The following is a 17,751-nucleotide window of genomic DNA, read 5'->3' on the forward strand; positions in this document are numbered from 1 at the left end:
CGCCTCAGGGCAGGTCGGTTCCCCCAAGAAACAGCACGTCGTTGCAGCGCCGGATGCGTGCCCAGGTGTGGAGGCCGCCGCGCCAGAGGCCGTACTTCTGGAGGGACTGGAGCCCGTACAGGGAACACGTGGGCGTGTAGATGCACTGCCGCTTCCAGCGGTGGGGCACCGCGTGGCGGTACAGCAGGATGAGCGCCACCGCGACGAGGCACAGCGGGTCGAGCCACCAGGGCAGGCGCGTGGGCCGGGGCGCGGGCGCGGCCTGGAGCTCGCGGGACGCCTCGGGGAAGAGGGCGAGCGCGGAGTAGGGGTTGCCTTCCCAGGGCGGAGGGCCCGGGTTCATTCCTGCTTCGTCCGCTCGAAGACGCACACCAGCCAGGAGGCCGCCGTGGTGCCACAGCCCTTGGTCGCGGTGACGGCGCGGTACTCGCTGGAGTGCAGCTTCCAGCCCTGCGCGGCGTAGTTGTTGAGGAACTTCGCGAAGTCACCGCAGCGCTTGGGGTTCCAGCCCGGGTCGGTGCTGTTGCAGCCGGGGGCGGGCGGGACAAAGGCATCCACGTGATACTCGTACATCCAGGGCTCCTTCGGGGTGTCTGGGATTGGCGGCGGATGCTGTCTCAGGCCCGCCGCGTGGCAAGAATTCATGCTCCAGTCCATTGCGTGGGTTTGGCCATACCCCATGCGTGGGATGGCTCGAGGGGAGACGGGCCGGCAGGCTCGCGTGGGACGCCGCGGATGGGTTTCACGTGCCTGCCTGGCGGACGGACAGGCGGAGCCGCCTGACTCCGGCTGGGGACCTGCGCGGGGTAGGATGCGGGGCTGGCCTCATCGTGGAAGGTGGACGCATGTCGAAGCCGCTGGAGGTCGTGAACGCCGTGCTGGACGCGGGCTTCGAGGGCCTGGGGCCGCTGTGCAGCGCGACGGCGCTGGCGGACGAGTACCTGCGCGACACGCGCTACGCGGACCACGGCGCGCGCGTCGACTCGCTCATCCACTGGGAGACGGGGAAGCTGTTCACCACGGGCTTCCTGTCCGGGCTGGGCGGCCTGCTCACCCTGCCGGTGGCGCTGCCCGCGGGCCTGGGCGTGTCGTGGGCGGTGCAGGCGCGGCTGGTGGGCGCCATCGCCCGCATCCACGGGCACGACGTGGAGGAGGACCGCGTGCGGACCCTCACGCTGCTGGCCATCGTGGGGGACCTTGGAAAAGAAGTGGTGAAGCAGGCCGGCATCGAAGTGAGCCAGCACCTGGGCATGCGCGCGCTGGAGGCCGTGCCGAAGCAGGCGCTGAGCAGCATCAACCGCGCGGTGGGCTTCCGGCTGGTGAGCAAGGCGTCGCAGAAGGGCGTCGTGAACCTGTCCAAGGTGGTGCCGCTGGCCGGTGGGCTGGTGGGCGGCGCGGTGGATGCGCTCGCGTGCCGCGCGGTGGGGGCCACGGCCCGGCGGTTGTTCTCACCGGGGCCGGGGGCCCTGGCGCCCGTGTCGCCTGGATGACCGGGCGCGGGGCTTGTCGTTGACGGTGGGCCCTGGCGCTGGAGTCATCCGGGCGCATGGGCCGCCTCCTCGTCCTCCTCGTCGCGCTGGGCCTTTCCGTGGGGGGCTGCCGGCGCTCGTCCGAGGAGGCGGGCGCCGGGGGCCGCACGCGCATCGTCTTCAAGTTCCAGCCGCTGTGGGGGGACCCGAAGCCGTTCCGTGAGCTGCTGGCGCGGTATGAGCGCGCCAACCCGGACGTGGAGCTGGTGACGGAGGCGCTGCCGAACGCGTCCGACCTGGCGCACCAGTTCTTCCTCACGTCGTTGCAGGGCGGGGCCACGGACTTCGACGTGCTGGTGGCGGACGTCGTCTGGGTGCCGGAGTTCGCTCGCGCGGGCTGGGTGGCGGACCTGTCCGAGGAGTTTCCTCCCGCGCGCCTGCGCGAGGAGTTCCTGCCCGGGCCGGTGGACGCCGTGGTGATGAACGGGCGCACGTACGCGGTGCCCTGGTACGTGGACGTGGGCGTCCTCTACTACCGCACGGACCTGGTGCCTCGCGCGCCGCGCACCTACGAGGAGCTGCGGCGCTTCACCCGCGACGCGATGGCGAAGGCGCCCGGCCTCCAGGGCTATGTGTGGCAGGGTCGGCAGTATGAAGGCCTGACCTGCAACGTGTACGAGGCGCTGTGGGGGCACGGCGGGCAGTCGCTGGGCGCGGACGGGCGCGTGCTCCTGGAGACGGAGCCCGCGCGCGAGGCGCTGGCGTACCTGCACGGGCTCATCGCGGACGGGCTGTCTCCCCCGACGGTCACCGGCTTTGGCGAGGAGGAGTCCCGGCGCGTGTTCCAGGAGGGCCGCGCGGTGTTCATGCGCAACTGGCCCTATGCGTGGAGCGAGGCGCAGGCGGAGGGCTCGCCCATCCGGGGCAAGGTGGGCATCGCGCCGCTGCCGACGAAGGATGGGCAGCCGGGGTGGGGGACGCTGGGCGGGTGGCAGCTCGCGGTGAACGCGCACGTGCCGCCCGCGCGGCGCAAGGCGGCGGCCCGGCTCATCGCGCACCTGACGTCCCCGGAGGCCAACCGCGTGCTGGCGCTGCACTACGCGCGCAACCCGCCCCGGCTGGCGCTGTATGACGACCCGGAGCTGCGCGCGGAGCAGCCGTTCATCGCGAGCCTGAAGGAGGCGCTGGTGCGGGCGCGCCCCCGGCCGGTGACGCCGTACTACCTGCTCATCGCGGACGTGCTCCAGAGCGAGTTCTCCGCCGCCGTGGCGGGCCTGCGGACTCCCGAGGTCGCGCTCACGCGGGCGCAGAAGCAGGTGGATCACCTGACGGGTGAGCGGCCTCCGGAGGCGGAATGAGGGGCGCGGGTTCGCAGGCGCGGGAGCGGCGGCAGGCGTACCTGCTGGTGGCGCCGGCCGTGTTGGTGCTGGCCGTGGTGGCGCTGTACCCGGTGCTGGCGGCGGTGTGGCTGAGCCTGCACCGGTTCATCCTGGTGTTCGGTGAGCGGCGCTTCACGGGGCTGGAGAACTACGCCTACCTGATGGGGGACGCGCGCTTCGGGTCCGCGCTGGGGAACACGGCGTACTTCACGGCGGTGGCGGTGGCGGTGGAGCTGCTGCTCGCGGTGCCGCTGGCGCTGCTGCTCAACCGCGCGTTCCCGGGGCGGGGTTTGCTGCGCGCGTCGGTGCTGGTGCCGTGGGCGATCCCCACGGTGGTGAGCGCGCGGCTGTGGGCGTGGATGTTCAACCCGGACTACGGGCTCATCAACCGGCTGCTGGGCGGGGCGGAGATCAACTGGCTGGGCGCGCCGGGGTATGCGTTGCACGCGGCCATCCTGGTGGACGTGTGGAAGACGACGCCCTTCGTGGCGCTGCTGGTGCTGGCGGGGCTGCAGGGCATCCCGGAGGACCTCTACAAGGCGGCGCGCGTGGACGGGGCGTCGGAGTGGCGGCGGTTCCGGTCCATCACGTTGCCGTTGCTCAAGCCCGCGCTGCTGCTGGCGGTGCTGTTCCGGTCGCTGGACGCGTTCCGCGTGTTCGACGCCATCTACGTGCTGACGGAGGGCGGGCCCGCGAACACGACGGAGACGCTGAGCATCTACGCGTACAAGACGCTGATGCGCTCCGGGGACTTCGGGTACGGCAGCACGCTGTCGGTGGCGACGTTCCTGTGCGTGGTGTTGCTGGCGGTGGTGTGGCTGCGCTGGCTGGGGCGCGAGGAGGGGCGGCGATGAGGCGGCCGGGGCTGGGCACGGCGCTGGCCGTGGTGGCGTTCCTCACGTTCTTCCTGGGGCCGTTCCTGTGGCAGGTGCTGACGAGCCTGTGGCCGGACGGGGAGCTGACCCGGCCGTGGCCTTCGCACCTGACGGGGGCGAACTACGCGAGCGTGTTGTTCGGGCGGCCGTTCCTGTGGGCGGTGTTGAACTCGCTGGTGGTGGCGACGCTGACGACGGTGTTCTGCCTCACGGTGGGGGCGTCCGCGGCGTTCGCGCTGGCGAAGCTGGAGTTCCGGGGGAGGGGGCTGCTGCTGTCCGCGGCGCTGGGCGTGTCGATGTTCCCGCCCATCGCGACGGTGAGCCCGCTGTACCTCATCCTCAACGCGGTGGGCCTGCGGGACAGCCTGGTGGGGCTGGCGCTGCCGTACACGACGTTCGCGCTGCCGCTGACGCTGTGGGTGTTGACGTCGTTCTTCCGCCAGCTTCCGGACGAGCTGTACCGCGCGGCGCGGGTGGACGGGTGCACGCCGGTGGGCGCGTTCCGGAGGGTGCTGTTGCCGCTGGCGGCGCCGGGGTTGGCGACGACGGCCATCCTGGTCTTCATCTTCGCGTGGAACGAGTTCCTCTACGCGCTGACGTTCCTGTCCACGCCACAGAAGCGCACGGTGCCGGTGGCCATCAGCCTCTTCGCCAGCGAGTACAAGGAACCCTGGGGCGAAATCGCCGCCGCGTCGGTGGTGGCCACGCTGCCGCTGGTGGTGCTGACCGTGCTGTTCCAGCGGCGCATCGTGTCCGGGCTCACGGCCGGCGCGGTGAAGGAATAGGCCTACGGACGGCTTCGCGCGCGGGGCAGCCAGTAGTCCGGGCGGCGACGCAGGTGCGCGATGGCGAGCACCACCACGTCCTTGTCGCGAACGAGGTAGGGCAGGGCGAAGGGGTACTCCGGTAGCAAGAAGCGGCGGATGGGCGGCGTGTGCAGGAGGTCCGGCCAGAGAGGCCATCGGTCCGGGTGCTCATGGATGGAGGCCATCGCTTGATGCATGGCTCCGACAAAGTGGCTACCGAGTCCTGTGCGTTGGTTCTCGTACCACTTGGCGACCTTGAGCATCTCCGGCTTGGCGGCGTGATGCAGTCGGGTGCGCATGGGAGCACCTATCGCCGCATTCGCTCCAACTCCTCATTCACTTGTTTTCGTACGTCGTCCCAATCGACGAGCTCCGCCGTGCCGTCGAGGACTTCCTGCGCGCGGCGGCTGATTTCCTCGCCCCAGGCTGCCTCGGCATCCGAAGTGGCCACACCTTCATCCAGGCTGTCGAGCAGCTCATGGGCGAGCCGTCTGCGGTCCTCCGGTGAGAGTCGCAGGGCCTGGGCAAGCAACTGGTCTCGGGTAGCCATTTTCCTCATTGTAGCGCCTCCATGCGTCACGTGCTCGCGCAGCGGAGGAGCCTTCCTACCTGGAGGGTCTGACAGCTACCGGCCTACCGCTTCGACCTCCGCCCAGAGGCGCTTGTCCTCGAGCGCCGTGTCCAGGGGGGCCCGGCGCTCCGCGATGCGCAGGAGCACGGCGGCCAGTTGGTCCAGGTGCATGGGCTTCAGCTTGTGCAGCAGCGGCAGCTTGCCCAGCGTGTGCAGGATGCCGGGCGGCGCGTGGTATTCGCCTTCCAACGCCGGGGGCCGCACCATCGTGTAGGGGATTCCGCTCTCTCGGACGATGCGCTCCGCTTCCGCCTTGGCCTTGAGGTACGCGCCCACCGGGCTGCCCGCGCCCACCGACGTGAGCAGGATGAAGTGGTCCACCCCCGCCGCCTTCGCCGCGTCCACCAACTGCCGCGTGGTGCCGATGTCGCTCGTCTCGTAGGTGTCCCCGGCCGCGAAGCGCTTGCGCATCGTGCCGATGAGCTGGAGCACCGTCGTGCTGCCCTTCATCGCCTCCACCAGCGCGGGCCCGTCCGCCAGCTCCAGCACCGCCTTCTTTGGCCAGTGGTTCGCGGGCTCCGTGTTCGCGCTCTTGGGGCGCACGTGCGGCGTCACCGGCACGCCCCTGGCCAGGGCCTGCCGCATCAGCGTGCGGCCCGTCGCGCCCGTGGCGCCCGCGACGAAGAGATGACGAGGAGCTGCGCTGCTCATGGCGATGCCTCCCGGCCGCGAACCTCGCGGCCCCTGGACGCACTTCTTGAGCACACGGCCCGCCCCTTGCCCACTGTTTCCAGGGGCCACGCGTGAAAGCGGACAGCCTGCCTTCAGCGCTTCGCCTGCTCGGCCTGGACCTCGCGCGCCCTCGTGAGGTCTTCCAGGAAGATGGCCTCCAACTGACGTGCCGCCTCCACGTCCTCCAGGACCAGCGAACCTTCCTCCAGCAGATTGAACGACAGCGCGTCGTAGTTGATGGACCCCACCAGCACGAGCCGGTCATCCACCAGCATCGTCTTCGCGTGCATCATCGCCGGCTGGTACTCCCAGAGGCGCACGCCCGCCGCCCGCAGCGTGTCGTAGCTCTGGCGCTGGAGCACCGTGATGGCCCGCTGGTCGTTCTTGTCCCCCGGCGCCAGCACCCGCACGTCCACGCCCGCGCGGGCCTTCTCCACCAGCAGCGCCGTCAGCGCGTCGTTGGGCGTGAAGTACGCCTGCGAAATCCACAGCCGCTTCTTCGCCGCCTTCACCATCAACTGCGTCAGCCGCTCCGCGCGCGTCACCTCCGGGTTCGCCGTGCTGCTGACGAAGGCCGCCCAGCCCTCCCCCGCGGCGTCCAGGCCGGGCTGCGCCACCGACAGCGTGGGGAAGTCCGTCGGGGGCAACAGCTCGCCCGTCGTCTCCTGCCAGTTCTCCGCGAACGCCTGCTGGAGCTGCGCCACCACCGGGCCCTGGACCCGCACGTTGGTGTCGCGCCACTCCTTCTCGTTGCGCACGTCGCCCAGCCACTCGTCCTGGATGGCGAGCCCGCCGGTGATGGCCACCTTGCCGTCCACCACGACGATCTTCCGGTGGTTGCGCGCCAGGTTCTCGTCCGCCGGCAGCGGGCGGAACAGGTGGGCCTCACAGCCGATGGCCTCCAGCCGGGGCTTCACCTCCGTCTCGAAGGGGCCGCTGCCCAGCGGATCCACCAGCACGCGGCAGTGCACGCCCTCGCGGGTCCGCTCGGCCAGCGCTTCAATCATGCGGTCGGACGCGCGGCCCGGCCTCCAGATGAACATCACGATGTGGACGGAGGCGCGGGCCCGGGCGATTTCTTCCACCATCACGTCGAATACGGCGCCGTTGTTCGTCCACCGGATGCGGTTGCGCGGCTCCATCCGCACGCCCGTCGTCTGGTACAGCGCCGATGCGAAGCCCGCCCCACGCGAACCCACCTGCCCCGTGAGCTGGAATGGACGGGACGACTCCTTCGAGTTGCACGCGGACGGACATCCCGCGAGCAACAACGCCCCCATGACTCCCCCCCACCATCGTCCGCCCTTGCTCACGTCCGGTGCCCGCGCCTCCTGTCCTTCAGGGGTAGGCACCCCCGGGTGACGTGTCACCCGTGAGCGCGAGACAAGTGTTCTCTGTCCACGGAGTGGGTGTGCGCACAGGGTGACGGGGTAGGCATGTCGATCCTCCGCGACGTGGGCCGTCTCTTTCGACGAAACCCCCGCTGTCCCCCGAAAGGTCCGTCCCATGGCCCGCTACCTGATGCTGCTGCACGAGAACCCCGCCACCTTCGCCGCCATGTCTCCCGCCGAGCTGCAGGCCATCGTGGAGGAGTACGCCCGGTGGAGTGACGGGCTGCTCCAGGAGGGCCGCCTGCTCCAGGGCGAGAAGCTGCGCGACGAGGGCGGCCGGCGCCTGACGCAGCAGGGCGGACAGGTGCTCGTGTCGGACGGGCCGTACGCGGAGGTGAAGGACGTGGTGGGCGGCCTCTTCATCCTGTCCGCGGATTCGTATGACGCCGCCGTGGCCCTGGCCCGGACGTGTCCGCACCTGCGCTACGGCGGTGAAGTCGAGCTGCGCGCCATCGAAGAGGTCTGACGCCGTGTCCTCCGCGACGCAGGCGCTGGAGCTGGCCTTCCGGCAGTGGTCCGCGGGGCTCGTCGCGGCCGTGGCCCGGCGCGTGGGGCTGGGACGGCTGGACCTGGCGGAGGACTCGGTGCAGTTCGCCATGCTCCAGGCGGCGCGGACGTGGGGCTTCCACGGCATCCCGGAGCAGCCGCGGGCATGGCTGCTGCGCGTGGCGCTGAACCGGCTGACGGACCTCCTGCGGCAGCGCGCGCCGGAGGAGCCGGAGGGCCCGGAGGCCGAGGATGAGGCCGGGCCTCCGGATGCGCCCACGCGCTTCGCGGCGGAGCTCCCGGATGATGCGCTGCGGTTGCTGTTCGCGTGCTGTCATCCGGCGCTCTCCCGCGAGATGCAGGTGCCCCTCACGCTGAAGGTGGCGTGTGGCTTCTCCGTGCGCGAGGTCGCCGCCGCGCTGCTCGCGGACGAGCCCACCGTGGCGCAGCGGCTGGTGCGCGCGAAGCGGACGCTGCGCGCCTGCCGGGCCACGCTGGAGGTGCCCTCGCCCGAGTCGCTGCCGGAGCGGCTGGGCGCGGTGCACGCCGCGCTCTACCTGCTCTTCAACGAGGGCTACGAGGCCTCCGAGGGCCACGACCTGTCCCGCGCGGAGCTGTGCCTGGAGGCGCTGCGCCTGTCGGAGGTGTTGCTTGCGCACGCGGGGACCGCGACGCCGGAGGGCCATGCGCTGGCGGCGCTGTTCTGCTTCCGCGCCGCGAACCTCCCGGGCCGCGTGGATGCGCGGGGCGCGTTCGTGCCGCAGGAGGCGCGAGCCGGGACGGAGCCGTCGCCCCTCTTGCTGGCGCGCGGGCTCTGGCACCTGCGCGCCTCCATGGGGACGGTGCTGACGCCGCTGCACCTGGAGGCGGAGATCGCCCTCGTGCACGCGAAGACGTCCACGCCGGGGCCGGAGGACAGCGCCCGGTTGCTGCGGCTGTACGACGCGCTGCTCGCCCTCAAGCCGTCGCCCATCGTCGCGCTGTCGCGGGTGGTGGCGCTGGCGCGGGTGCGCGGGCCGGCCGAGGCGCTGGAGGCGTTGGGGCCCTTGCGCTCGGAGGCGGTGCTGCGGCGATACCCGTACCGCTTCGCCGTGGAGGGCATGCTGCTGGAGCAGGCAGGGGCGCGGGGGAGGGCGGCGGACTGCTTCCGTCAGGCCGCGGCGCTGGCCCGCACGCCGCCGCAGCGGGAGTACCTGCTCTCCCGGGCCCGCGCCTGCGAGTAGGAGCGCGCGTGCTACCGTCCCGCTCTCGTCGGGTCACCGGGAGCGGGCATGTCGCTGAGCACGTCGGAGGACTTCAAGTCGGACCTGGGCCTGGAGCCCCGTCACCTGCTGCCTGTCGTGTCCCGGCTGGAGGACTTCGTCCGGCCGTTCTGCGCCGCGCTCGACGCGTTCCATGCGGACTGGAGCGGCTGGGGCAAGGCCTCGTACTTCTTCACGGGCAAGCAGGCGTGGGCGGACGCGAAGCTGAAGGCGCTCGATACGGCGGAGCACCTGCTGTACCGGCTCTGCGACCTGGAGCAGGAGCGGCTCGCGCACTCCAAGCCGTCGCGGCTGCTGTTGATGCGGCTGCTGGTGGAGATCCAGGAGGCGCACATCGAGCTGGTGGACTACGTCCACACGAACGACCTGAAGCTCTACACGCCGGACCGCGGGACGCTGGGGACCGCCGCGCTGAACCAGTTGGACGCGGACTGGGATGCGCTGCGCAACGGCACGGGCGCGGTGAAGCTGCCCACCGGGGCGCAATACGCGCGCGGCAACCGCGAGGTGCGCGCCATCCACGCCCGGCTGCTGTCCCGTGCGCATGGCCGGGAGTTGATGCGGTGGATCCTCAGGGACACGGAGGCGGACCCGGAGTGGCCGGTGACGCTGGTGTTGACCCAGGCCTTCACGCCCTCCGCCAACTTCCGGCAGAAGGTGGAGGTCAACAAGCAGCGGCTGGTGGCGACGTCCGATGAGCTCACGCGCTTGAAGGCCGAATACGAAGGGATGAGCCAGGAGCTGACCCGCATGGAGGAGGACGCGCGGCAGGGCAATGAGAGCTGGGGCGAGCTGCGCAAGCGCCTGGCGTCGTCGTCGAGGATCTACGCGGACCTGGGGGCCCGGCGCGATGCCGTGGACACGCGCATCGGGAAGCTGGAGGTGGAGCTTGGCTGGTACGACGAGGACGGCCACGGCGAGGACTACCTGCTGAGCGAACCGGCGCCGGGGCTCGCGGGCAAGGGTTCCGGACGCGGCTCCCGGCTCAGCCTGCGCTCCGGGCTGCGCGACAGCACGCAGCGCAACTATTCCCGCGACCAGCACCCCATCCCCGCGCCTGCGTTCATCGTCTACGGGCACGAGCTCATCCACGTCCTGCAGAACCGCCATCCGACACGGATGGTGCTGCAGCCCCAGGCGTACGCGCGCGAGCACACGAAGCACGGCTACAGCAACACCACGGAGCACGAGACCATCCGCGCGCTGCGCAAGCAGCGCACGGCGCAGCACCTGCCGTTCTACGAGAACCAGCTCCGTGACGAGCACCAGCTCACGAAGCGCAAGCACCACACGGGGACGTCCGCCTTCGAGCTGGGCGAGACGGACTGAAGCGCACGCGCGCTACTTGCGCTGGTCCCCCGGAGGCGTGGCCACCACCTCCCGCCCCAGCTCCAGCATCGTGGCGCTCTCCGACGGGTCGGGCCGCTTGTCGCGCAGCGTGACGAACTCCTCCGCCGCGGTGGGGTGGATGCCCACCGTGGCGTCGAGCTGCTTCTTCGTCACGCCGCACTTCAGCGCCACCGCGAGCCCCTGGATGATCTCCGGCGCGTCCGCGCCCACCATGTGGAAGCCCAGCACGCGCTCCGTGCCCCGCTCCACCACCACCTTCATCATGGAGCGCTCGTCCCGGCCCGTCAGCGTGTGCTTCATGGGCCGGAAGCTGGAGACGTAGACGTCCACCTTGCCGTAGCGCTCCATGGCCTCGCGCTCCGTGAGCCCCACCGTGCCCACCGGCGGCTGGCTGAAGACCGCGGACGGGACGTTCTCGTGGTCCATCGTCACCGGGTTGTTCCGGTACAGCGTCTCCACCATCGCGCGCCCCTCCGCGATGGCCACCGGCGTGAGGTTGAGCCGGTCCGTCACGTCCCCCACCGCGTAGATGCTCTCCACCGAGGAGCGCGACTGCGCGTCCACCACCACCGCGCCGCGCTCGTTCAGCTTCACGCCCGCCTCCTCCAGGCCCAGGCCCTGCGTGTTGGGAACGCGGCCGGTGGAGTACAGCACCGCGTCCACCTCCAGCGTGTCCCCCATGCGCGTCAGCAGGCTGAGCGTGCCGTCCTCGCGCTTCTCGATGTCCTGGACGAACGTCTCCGGGCGGATGTCCACGCCCTTCTTGCGCATCTCCTGCGTCAGCGCCGCGCGGATGTCGTTGTCGAAGCCGCGCAGCACCGTGTCGCCGCGGATCAGCATCGTCACCTTCACGCCCAGCGCCGCGAAGATGCCCGCGAACTCCACGCCGATGTAGCCGCCCCCCACCACCGCCACCCGGCGCGGCAGCGCGGGCAGCTCCAGCGCCTGCTCGGAGGTGAGCGCGTGCTCGATGCCCGTCACCTCCGGCAGGTAGGGCCGGCCGCCCGTGGCCACCAGGATGCGCTCCGCCGTGTAGCGCCTGCCCGCGACCTCCACCGTGTGCGCGTCCACCACCCGGCCCCGGCCCTCCACCAGCGTCACGCCCGCGTCGCGCAGGAGCCGCCCGTAGATGCCCGTCAGCCGCTCCAGCTCCTTCGCCTTCGCCGCCTGGAGCTTCTTCCAGTCCAGCGCGGGGCCGTTCACCGTCCAGCCGTAGCCCGCCGCGTCCTCCATGTCGTAGCGGTAGTGCGCCGCGTACACGAGCAGCTTCTTGGGCACGCACCCGCGCAGCACGCACGTGCCGCCCACGCGCCCCTCCTCGCAGATGGCCACCTTCGCCCCGGAGGCCCCCGCGCGCCGGCTGGCCGCCACCCCGCCCGACCCCGCGCCCACTGTGAACAAGTCGAAGTCGTAGCCAGCCATCCGGTGTCCTCCTTGCGTCAAAAGTGATGTTTCAGCGCTCCGGAGGGAAGGAACCCTGCCGGGCCCCGCCCGCAGGGCTGCTCCCCGGGGTCCGAAGCGCCTCCTGCTTCGGCTGCCCCCGATACATTCAAGCTCCCTCTCGCACGGGAAGGGGGGATATCCTCACGGACAGGGCGGCCTCCCCTCATGTCTCACCCCCCTTCCTGTCAGACCTCCTCCCGGGCGGATGCCCCGGACGCCGACTCGCCTCCGGGCATGGATCCGGAGGTCGTGGGGCGCCGCTACCGCATCCTCGACCTGCTGGGACGCGGCGGCGCGGGCACCGTGTGGCGCGCGCAGGACGGACTGTCCGGCCCCGTGGCCCTCAAGCGGCTGCACAAGACGGTGGCGGACCTGGCGCGGCGTCCCGGCCGGGGCACGCCCTCCGCCTTCGCCACGCAGGGCATGGCGCTGTCGCTGGCCCACGAGTTCCAGACGCTGGTGTCGCTGCGCCACCCGCACGTCATCCGCGTGCTGGACTACGGCTTCGACGCGGAGGGCCGGCCCTACCTGGCCATGGACCTGCTGGAGGACGCGCGCACGCTGGTGGAGGCCGGCACGGGCGCGCCCCTGACGACGCAGGTGGGGCTGCTCATCCAGACGCTCCAGGCGCTCGCGTACCTGCACCGGCGCGGCATCATCCACCGCGACCTGAAGCCCGGGAACGTGCTGGTGGTGCGCGGCCAGGTGAAGGTGCTGGACTTCGGCCTGGCCGTGGGCCGCGACCAGCAGGGCCGACGCGCGCAGCCCGCGGGCACCCCGGGCTACCTGGCCCCGGAGCTCTTTGAAGATCAGCCCCCGTCCGAGCGGACGGACCTGTTCGGCTTCGGCGCCATGGCGTGCCAGATGTTCTTCGGCCGGCTGCCCCACGGGGGCCAGGTGTTCGCGACGCCGGGCTTCCCGCCCGCGCTCAGGGCCCTGCTGGAGCAACTGGTGGCGCCCGAGCCCCACCGCCGGCCGCGCGACGCGGAGGCCGTCATCACCGCGCTGAGCGACGCCGTGGGCCAGCCCCCGCCCGCCGAGTCCGCCGCCACGCGCGAGAGCTTCCTCCAGTCCGCGCGCTTCGTGGGCCGCGTGGCGGAGCGCGAGCACCTGACGAACGTGCTCGACGCGGCGCTCGCGGGGCAGGGCGCCGCGTGGCTCATCGGCGGGGAGAGCGGCGTGGGCAAGTCGCGCCTGCTGGAGGAGGTGCGCTCGCTGGCGCTGGTGCGCGGCGCGATGGTGCTGCGCGGCCAGGCGGTGGACACCGGCGGCGTGCCCTACCAGGAGTGGCGCGCGGTGCTGCGCTGGCTGCCCATGCTCACGGAGCTCTCCGACCGCGAGGCGCGCGTGCTCCGGCCGCTGGTGCCGGACCTGGAGTCTCTGCTGGGCCGAGAGGTGCCCGCCGCGCCGGAGCTGGACGGGGACATGGCGCAACTGCGCCTGCACCAGACGGTGGAGGACCTCTTCGCCCGCCTGTCCCAGCCCACCGTGGTCATCCTGGAGGACCTGCACCAGGCGCACGCCGAGTCCCTCCAGCTCCTCGCGCAGCTCGCGGCGAGGGCGCCGGGCCTGCCGCTGCTCCTGCTGGTGAGCTTCCGCGACGACGAGTCCCCGCAGTTGCCGGAGCGCCTGAAGGGCACCCGCGTGCTGCGGCTTCAGCGGCTGAACGCGGAGGAGATCGCCCAACTGGGCGAGTCCATGCTGGGCGCCGTCGGCCGGCGGCCCGACGTGGTGGAGCTCCTGCGCCGCGAGTCGGAGGGCAACCCGTTCCTGCTGGTGGAGGTGGTGCGCGCGCTGGCGGAGGACGCGGGCGGCCTGGACCGGCTGGGCGCCGTCGCGCTGCCCCAGCGCGTGTGGGCGGGCGGCATGCGCGCGCTGGTGCAGCGCCGGCTGGAGAAGGTGCCCCGGGAGGCGCGGGAGCTGCTGGACGTGGCGGCGCTGCTGGGCCGGGAGCTGGACCTGGCGGTGCTGGAGCGGGCCGCGCCCGGCGCGGACGTGGAGGCGTGGCTCACCGACTGCGCGGCGGCGGCGGTGCTGGACGTGGCGGACGGCCGCTGGCGCTTCGCGCACGACAAGCTGCGCGAGCGGCTGCTGGAGGACCTGCCCCCGGAGCTCCGCCCCGCGCTCCACCGGCGCGCGGCCCAGGCGCTGGAGGCGGCCCACCCCACGGGGCACGCCGCCGCGCTGTCGTACCACTGGGGGCAGGCCGGGGACGCGGCCCGTGAGTCGCATCACGCGCGGCTCGCGGGCGAGGAGGCGCTGTCGGTGGGCGCGTGCCGGGAAGCGCTGCCGCTGCTCTCCCGGGCGCTGGCGGTCGCGCCCCAGGCCACGCCGCTGGAGCAGGGCCGGATGGAGGCGCTGCTGGCGGAGGCGCGGTTCCAGTTGGGGGACCTGGAGGCCTTCCGCGCGCACGCGGAGGCGGCGCTCGCGCACTTCGGCTGGCGCGTGCCCTCGTCGCGCGGGGCGTGGGTGCTGGGCACGCTGGGGCAGGTGCTGTCGCGGCTGGCGCAGAGCGCCCGTCCGGACGCGTACGTGGATGACTCCCGGCGGCGCAAGGAGACGCGGCGGGTGGCGGGCCGGCTGCTGATGCGGCTCACCGACGCATTCATCTACGCGCAGGAGGCGCTGCCGGTGCTCTGGAGCGGCCTGCGCATGCTCAACCTGTGCGAGCCCGCGGGGCCCACGCCGGAGCTGGCGCGCGGCTACACGGTGATGGCGGTGGTGGCGGGCACGGTGCCGCTGCACCACGTGGCGGACGCGTGGGTGAAGCGGGCGCATGAGGTGGCCGAGAGCGTGGGCCGCCCGGCGGACCTGGCCTACGTGCTCAACCGCAACGCCGTGTGCGCGGTGTACCAGGCGCGCTGGCAGGACGTGGAGACGTGGCTCGCGCGGGCGACGGCCATCGTGGACTCGGTGGGGGACCTGCGGCTGGCGGAGGAGTGCCGCGCGCTGCTCACCGTGTCCGCCATGTACCGGGGCCAGTTCGCGCGGGGCCTGCCGCTGATGGACTGGCTGGAGGCGTCCGCGGCGCGCCGGGGCGCGGAGCAGACGCGGCACTGGGCCCAGCACTACCGGGCCCACATGCTGCTGCGGCTGGGCGAGCACGCCCGGGCCCGCGTGGCGCTGGAGCCGGCGCTCGCGTGGACGGAGGCGCACGGCGGCGCCACCGACCGCATCATCACGGACGGCACGCTGGCGCTCCTGTGCCTGCGCGAGGGTGACACGGCGGGCGCGCGCGCGGCGGCGGAGAAGGCGCTGGTGCGGCTGGCCGCGGGCAAGCCGGTGGCGCACTTCGTCTACTTCGGCGCGACGGCGGTGGCGGAGGTGCTGCTCACGCTGCTGGCGCGCGAGACGCCCGGGCCCGGCCTGCAGGCGCTCACGCACAGCGCGCGCTCCGCGCTCCATGAGGTGGAGCGCTTCGCGCGGGTGTTCCCCTTCGGCGAGCCCTCCGCGTGGCTGTGGCGCGGCTGCGAGGCGTGGCTCGCGGGCAAGCACCGCAAGGCCTTCCGCGCGTGGAAGCGCTGCATCGCGGAGTCGGACGCGCGGGGCATGCCCTACGAGGCGGCGCGCGCGCGGCTGGAGTGGGCGCGGCGCCTGCCCGCAGAGGACGCGGAGCGCGCGGAGCTGCTCCAGCGGGCGGCGGAGGACTTCACCCGGCTGGGGGCGCGCGAGGACCTGGCGCGGACCCTGGCCGAACAGGGGACGGCAGGGTGACGAAGCGATGATGTGGCTGCGGGACGTGGCGTTGCTGGCGTGCCCGGATTGCCGGGGCCAGTTGGTGTGGCACGGGCAGCGCGAGGACGACCGGCTGGACGAGGGGCGGCTGCTCTGCGGCGGCTGCGGCGAGACGTGGGGGATGGAGGACGGGCTCGCCCGGCTGTACCGCGAGGACCGCGTGCAGGGCACGGACCGCCTGATGCGCCACCTCTACGACGGGCTCCCCGCGCTGCACGACCCGCTGACGGCGGTGCTGACGCCGCTGTTCCAGTCCGTCTCCGAGTCGCGGATGCGCGACGGCTACATGCGCCGGCTGGAGCTGGGCGCGCTGAAGCCTCGCGACGACGGGCAGCCCGTGCGCGTGCTGGAGGTGGGCGTGGGCGCGGGCGCGAACCTGCCGCGCATCCGGGGCGCGCTGCCGCCGGGCCTGCCCGTGGAGGTGTGGGGCCTGGACCTGAGCACCGGCATGCTGGCGCAGTGCGAGAAGCGGCTGCGCAAGGGCCGGGGCGTGAAGGACACGCGGCTTTTGGTGGCGGACGCGCACGCGCTCCCGTTCAAGGACGGCCTGTTCGACCGCGTCTTCCACGTCGGCGGGATTGGGAGCTACCGCCAGCCCGCGGTGGCGCTGCGGGAGATGGCGCGCGTGGCGCGGCCCGGCACGCCGCTGGTGGTGGTGGACGAGCAACTGGACGCGGCCTTCCGTCCGTCGCTGTTCCAGCGCGCCGCCTTCCGCGCCCTCACGTTCTACACGCGCGAGGCGAGGAGCCCCCGCGCGCTGCTGCCCCGGAACGCGGAAGACGTCATCGAGGAGCAGGTGTCACCGTTCTACTACTGCCTCACGTTCCGCGTCCCGGCCGTCACGGGTTGAGCACCAGGTCCAGCAGCTTCAGCGTCATGCCGCCCGTGAAGTCGATGGTGGCGCCGTTGAACCACGCGGCGTCGTCGCCCGCGAGCACGGTGACGAAGCGGGCCACCTCGTCCAGCGTGGCCATGCGCCCCGCGGGGGTCATGGCCGCGTGGCGCGCCTCCAGGTGGGCCAGCGCCTCCGGCGAGTAGACGTGGCGCAGCGCGGGCGTCATCACGGTGCCGAACTTGAGCAGGTTGACGCGGTGGCCCTGGGGGCCCAGCTCCATGGCCAGGTGGCGCACGTACATCTCCAGCGAGGCCTTGGCCGCGCTGATGAGGCCGGTGTTGCCCAGGTGCGTCTCATCCAGCGGGTTCTGCAGGCCCAGGAGGCGCGCGTCCGGGCCCAGCAGGTCGCGCCGCACCAGGGCCTGCGTCCAGTACACGAACGAGTGCGCCATGCAGTCGAACGTGCGCTGGATGCGGCGCGGGTGCAGCCGGTCCGGTCCCTCGGAGAGGAAGCGGCCCACGGACGCCCCGGCGATGGCGTGCACGAACAGCTTCACGCTGCGGGGGCCCGCGCGCTGGAGCAGCTCGTCCGCGCCGGCCTCGGCGGCCTCGGGCGTGGAGGCGTCCGCCTGCCGCAGGTGGATGTCCCGGCCCAGCTCGCGCACGTGGGCCACCAGCTCGCGCGCGGTGTCCGGGTAGCGGCCCCGGTGCACGCCGAAGATGTCCAGCCCCGGCTTGCGCGCGACGGCCTCCGCGATGGCCGCGCCCGAGCCGGAGGAGGCTCCCAGGATGAGCGCCCACGCCGGGGGCGGCGGGTCCCCCTCTCTCGCTGGAGCGGATCCGCCTGCTGTGGGGGGCTCTTTCATGGTGCTTCCATCATAGGAACCCGGACGCGGCCGGGCTTGGGAGACGACCCATGCGGGGAGTGAATCCTCACGGGCCTCGCGGTGCCTGGACGGCCTCGGCCACCAGCGCGGCGTTGTCCTCCGCGCGTCGTCCATCCCGAAGCGTGAGCGTGTCCTCCAGCCCGATGCGCGTGTCGAAGCCGTGGCGCGCGGCGTGGTCGAGCACGGCCCACGCGCCTCCCTCCGAGCCGTGGACGAGCAGGGGACGCGACAGGCACTCCGGCGCGCGCGGCCAGGCCATGAGGCGCGGGACGTCCTCGGGGAACCACACCCCCGCCTCCACGCCGATGCCCGCGTCGAGCAGCGCGTCCGCGCCCGCGCCCGCGGCGTGACAGGCGGCGGCGTCCTCCGCGAGCGCTTCCGGGGTGATGGGCAGCCGGGGATGTCCGGTGGCCGCGCGGGCTCCGTTGAGGCAGGCCTTGAGCAACATGCGCGGGATGAAGCCACGGATGACCCCGGGCGCACGGGCTTCGTGAGGTTGCTCCGTCCGCTGGTGGAAATCCCGCTGCACGA

18 protein-coding genes are annotated in these 17,751 nt (G+C 72.5%); 9 read left to right on the plus strand and 9 right to left on the minus strand.

Going from position 1 to position 17,751, the window contains the following annotated elements; genetic code table 11:
• Positions 1-4: 4 nt before the first annotated feature.
• Positions 5-343: a membrane protein insertion efficiency factor YidD gene (gene yidD / locus K8612_RS34625; protein ID WP_223744315.1), complete on the minus strand. Its 339-nt coding sequence runs from the start codon at positions 341-343 to the stop codon at positions 5-7.
• Positions 340-573: a DUF4177 domain-containing protein gene (locus tag K8612_RS34630; RefSeq protein WP_223744314.1), complete on the minus strand. Its 234-nt coding sequence runs from the start codon at positions 571-573 to the stop codon at positions 340-342. The genes yidD and K8612_RS34630 overlap by 4 nt, the downstream gene beginning before the upstream one ends.
• Positions 574-845: 272 nt before the next feature.
• Between K8612_RS34630 and K8612_RS34635 the strand changes: the two genes are divergently transcribed.
• The 4 genes from K8612_RS34635 to K8612_RS34650 are packed head-to-tail and all read left to right on the plus strand — an operon-like array spanning position 846 to position 4,508.
• Positions 846-1,490: an EcsC family protein gene (locus K8612_RS34635; RefSeq protein WP_223765380.1), complete on the plus strand. Its 645-nt coding sequence runs from the start codon at positions 846-848 to the stop codon at positions 1,488-1,490.
• A 56-nt stretch (positions 1,491-1,546) separates the two neighbouring features.
• Positions 1,547-2,827, plus strand: coding sequence for an ABC transporter substrate-binding protein (locus K8612_RS34640; protein ID WP_223765381.1), 1,281 nt, complete (start codon positions 1,547-1,549; stop codon positions 2,825-2,827).
• Positions 2,824-3,702, plus strand: coding sequence for a carbohydrate ABC transporter permease (locus tag K8612_RS34645; RefSeq protein WP_223765382.1), 879 nt, complete (start codon positions 2,824-2,826; stop codon positions 3,700-3,702). Before K8612_RS34640 ends, K8612_RS34645 begins: the two co-directional genes overlap by 4 nt.
• Positions 3,699-4,508 carry a carbohydrate ABC transporter permease gene (locus tag K8612_RS34650; RefSeq protein ID WP_223765383.1) on the plus strand — a complete coding sequence of 270 codons (810 nt, stop codon included), beginning with the start codon at positions 3,699-3,701 and terminating at the stop codon, positions 4,506-4,508. The genes K8612_RS34645 and K8612_RS34650 overlap by 4 nt, the downstream gene beginning before the upstream one ends.
• A 2-nt stretch (positions 4,509-4,510) precedes the next feature.
• Here the strand turns inward: K8612_RS34650 and K8612_RS39680 are convergent, their stop codons facing one another.
• The 4 genes from K8612_RS39680 to K8612_RS34670 all read right to left on the minus strand — a co-directional run bounded on the left by K8612_RS39680 (position 4,511) and on the right by K8612_RS34670 (position 7,112).
• Positions 4,511-4,828, minus strand: a complete 318-nt coding sequence (locus K8612_RS39680) for a type II toxin-antitoxin system RelE/ParE family toxin (RefSeq protein WP_223744309.1) — start codon at positions 4,826-4,828, stop codon at positions 4,511-4,513.
• Between the two features lie 8 nt (positions 4,829-4,836).
• Positions 4,837-5,079 (minus strand): addiction module protein, encoded by a 243-nt coding sequence (locus tag K8612_RS34660; protein WP_223765385.1) that lies wholly within the window; start codon positions 5,077-5,079, stop codon positions 4,837-4,839.
• Between the two features lie 75 nt (positions 5,080-5,154).
• Entirely contained in the window at positions 5,155-5,811 is a 657-nt protein-coding gene (locus K8612_RS34665) for an NAD(P)H-binding protein (protein ID WP_223765386.1), read from the minus strand.
• 113 nt (positions 5,812-5,924) lie between these two features.
• Complete coding sequence (locus tag K8612_RS34670) at positions 5,925-7,112, minus strand: phosphatidylserine/phosphatidylglycerophosphate/cardiolipin synthase family protein (RefSeq protein WP_223765387.1); 1,188 nt, start codon at positions 7,110-7,112, stop codon at positions 5,925-5,927.
• A 226-nt stretch (positions 7,113-7,338) separates the two neighbouring features.
• Here K8612_RS34670 and K8612_RS34675 point away from each other — a divergent pair, with 226 nt between their 5' ends.
• Genes K8612_RS34675 through K8612_RS34685 form a run of 3 tightly spaced genes read left to right on the plus strand, consistent with a single transcriptional unit; the run spans position 7,339 to position 10,300 of the window.
• The gene (locus tag K8612_RS34675) at positions 7,339-7,689 is read left to right on the plus strand and encodes a YciI family protein (RefSeq protein ID WP_223765388.1); all 351 of its coding nucleotides are present in this window, start codon (positions 7,339-7,341) and stop codon (positions 7,687-7,689) included.
• A gap of 4 nt (positions 7,690-7,693) precedes the next feature.
• Positions 7,694-8,932, plus strand: a complete 1,239-nt coding sequence (locus K8612_RS34680; protein WP_373692161.1) for an RNA polymerase sigma factor — start codon at positions 7,694-7,696, stop codon at positions 8,930-8,932.
• 48 nt (positions 8,933-8,980) lie between these two features.
• Entirely contained in the window at positions 8,981-10,300 is a 1,320-nt protein-coding gene (locus K8612_RS34685) for a hypothetical protein (protein WP_223765389.1), read from the plus strand.
• Between the two features lie 12 nt (positions 10,301-10,312).
• On the opposite strand, the gene gor is transcribed toward K8612_RS34685, so the two are convergent.
• Positions 10,313-11,743: a glutathione-disulfide reductase gene (gene gor, locus K8612_RS34690; RefSeq protein ID WP_223765390.1), complete on the minus strand. Its 1,431-nt coding sequence runs from the start codon at positions 11,741-11,743 to the stop codon at positions 10,313-10,315.
• Between the two features lie 186 nt (positions 11,744-11,929).
• On the opposite strand from gor, the gene K8612_RS34695 reads away from it, so the two are divergent.
• Both K8612_RS34695 and K8612_RS34700 read left to right on the plus strand, forming a co-directional pair.
• Positions 11,930-15,478: a serine/threonine-protein kinase PknK gene (locus K8612_RS34695; protein ID WP_223765391.1), complete on the plus strand. Its 3,549-nt coding sequence runs from the start codon at positions 11,930-11,932 to the stop codon at positions 15,476-15,478.
• 7 nt (positions 15,479-15,485) lie between these two features.
• Positions 15,486-16,349, plus strand: a complete 864-nt coding sequence (locus tag K8612_RS34700) for a methyltransferase domain-containing protein (RefSeq protein ID WP_223744297.1) — start codon at positions 15,486-15,488, stop codon at positions 16,347-16,349.
• Here K8612_RS34700 and K8612_RS34705 read toward each other — a convergent pair.
• On the minus strand, positions 16,339-17,199 hold the full coding sequence (locus K8612_RS34705; RefSeq protein ID WP_223765392.1) for an SDR family NAD(P)-dependent oxidoreductase: 861 nt from the start codon (positions 17,197-17,199) through the stop codon (positions 16,339-16,341). The two genes, K8612_RS34700 and K8612_RS34705, sit on opposite strands and share 11 nt — an antisense overlap.
• Positions 17,200-17,266: 67 nt before the next feature.
• Positions 17,267-17,668 carry a 3-keto-5-aminohexanoate cleavage protein gene (locus K8612_RS34710; protein ID WP_223765393.1) on the minus strand — a complete coding sequence of 134 codons (402 nt, stop codon included), beginning with the start codon at positions 17,666-17,668 and terminating at the stop codon, positions 17,267-17,269.
• Between the last annotated feature and the right edge of the window lie 83 nt (positions 17,669-17,751).

It is taken from the genome of Corallococcus sp. AS-1-6 (assembly GCF_020037015.1).
In the GTDB taxonomy this organism is placed as follows: Bacteria; Myxococcota; Myxococcia; order Myxococcales; family Myxococcaceae; genus Corallococcus.

Bases quoted from the DNA above. Each gene is read 5' to 3' on its own strand.
- yidD (WP_223744315.1), bottom strand. From the start codon at position 343: ATGAACCCGGGCCCTCCGCCCTGGGAAGGCAACCCCTACTCCGCGCTC.
- K8612_RS34660 (WP_223765385.1), bottom strand. From the start codon at position 5,079: ATGGCTACCCGAGACCAGTTGCTTGCCCAGGCCCTGCGACTCTCACCG.
- K8612_RS34665 (WP_223765386.1), bottom strand. From the start codon at position 5,811: ATGAGCAGCGCAGCTCCTCGTCATCTCTTCGTCGCGGGCGCCACGGGC.
- K8612_RS34675 (WP_223765388.1), top strand. From the start codon at position 7,339: ATGGCCCGCTACCTGATGCTGCTGCACGAGAACCCCGCCACCTTCGCC.
- K8612_RS34710 (WP_223765393.1), bottom strand. From the start codon at position 17,668: ATGTTGCTCAAGGCCTGCCTCAACGGAGCCCGCGCGGCCACCGGACAT.
- K8612_RS39680 (WP_223744309.1), bottom strand. From the start codon at position 4,828: ATGCGCACCCGACTGCATCACGCCGCCAAGCCGGAGATGCTCAAGGTC.
- K8612_RS34695 (WP_223765391.1), top strand. From the start codon at position 11,930: ATGTCTCACCCCCCTTCCTGTCAGACCTCCTCCCGGGCGGATGCCCCG.
- K8612_RS34635 (WP_223765380.1), top strand. From the start codon at position 846: ATGTCGAAGCCGCTGGAGGTCGTGAACGCCGTGCTGGACGCGGGCTTC.
- K8612_RS34640 (WP_223765381.1), top strand. From the start codon at position 1,547: ATGGGCCGCCTCCTCGTCCTCCTCGTCGCGCTGGGCCTTTCCGTGGGG.
- K8612_RS34630 (WP_223744314.1), bottom strand. From the start codon at position 573: ATGTACGAGTATCACGTGGATGCCTTTGTCCCGCCCGCCCCCGGCTGC.
- K8612_RS34670 (WP_223765387.1), bottom strand. From the start codon at position 7,112: ATGGGGGCGTTGTTGCTCGCGGGATGTCCGTCCGCGTGCAACTCGAAG.
- K8612_RS34650 (WP_223765383.1), top strand. From the start codon at position 3,699: ATGAGGCGGCCGGGGCTGGGCACGGCGCTGGCCGTGGTGGCGTTCCTC.
- K8612_RS34645 (WP_223765382.1), top strand. From the start codon at position 2,824: ATGAGGGGCGCGGGTTCGCAGGCGCGGGAGCGGCGGCAGGCGTACCTG.
- K8612_RS34700 (WP_223744297.1), top strand. From the start codon at position 15,486: ATGATGTGGCTGCGGGACGTGGCGTTGCTGGCGTGCCCGGATTGCCGG.
- gor (WP_223765390.1), bottom strand. From the start codon at position 11,743: ATGGCTGGCTACGACTTCGACTTGTTCACAGTGGGCGCGGGGTCGGGC.
- K8612_RS34685 (WP_223765389.1), top strand. From the start codon at position 8,981: ATGTCGCTGAGCACGTCGGAGGACTTCAAGTCGGACCTGGGCCTGGAG.
- K8612_RS34705 (WP_223765392.1), bottom strand. From the start codon at position 17,199: ATGAAAGAGCCCCCCACAGCAGGCGGATCCGCTCCAGCGAGAGAGGGG.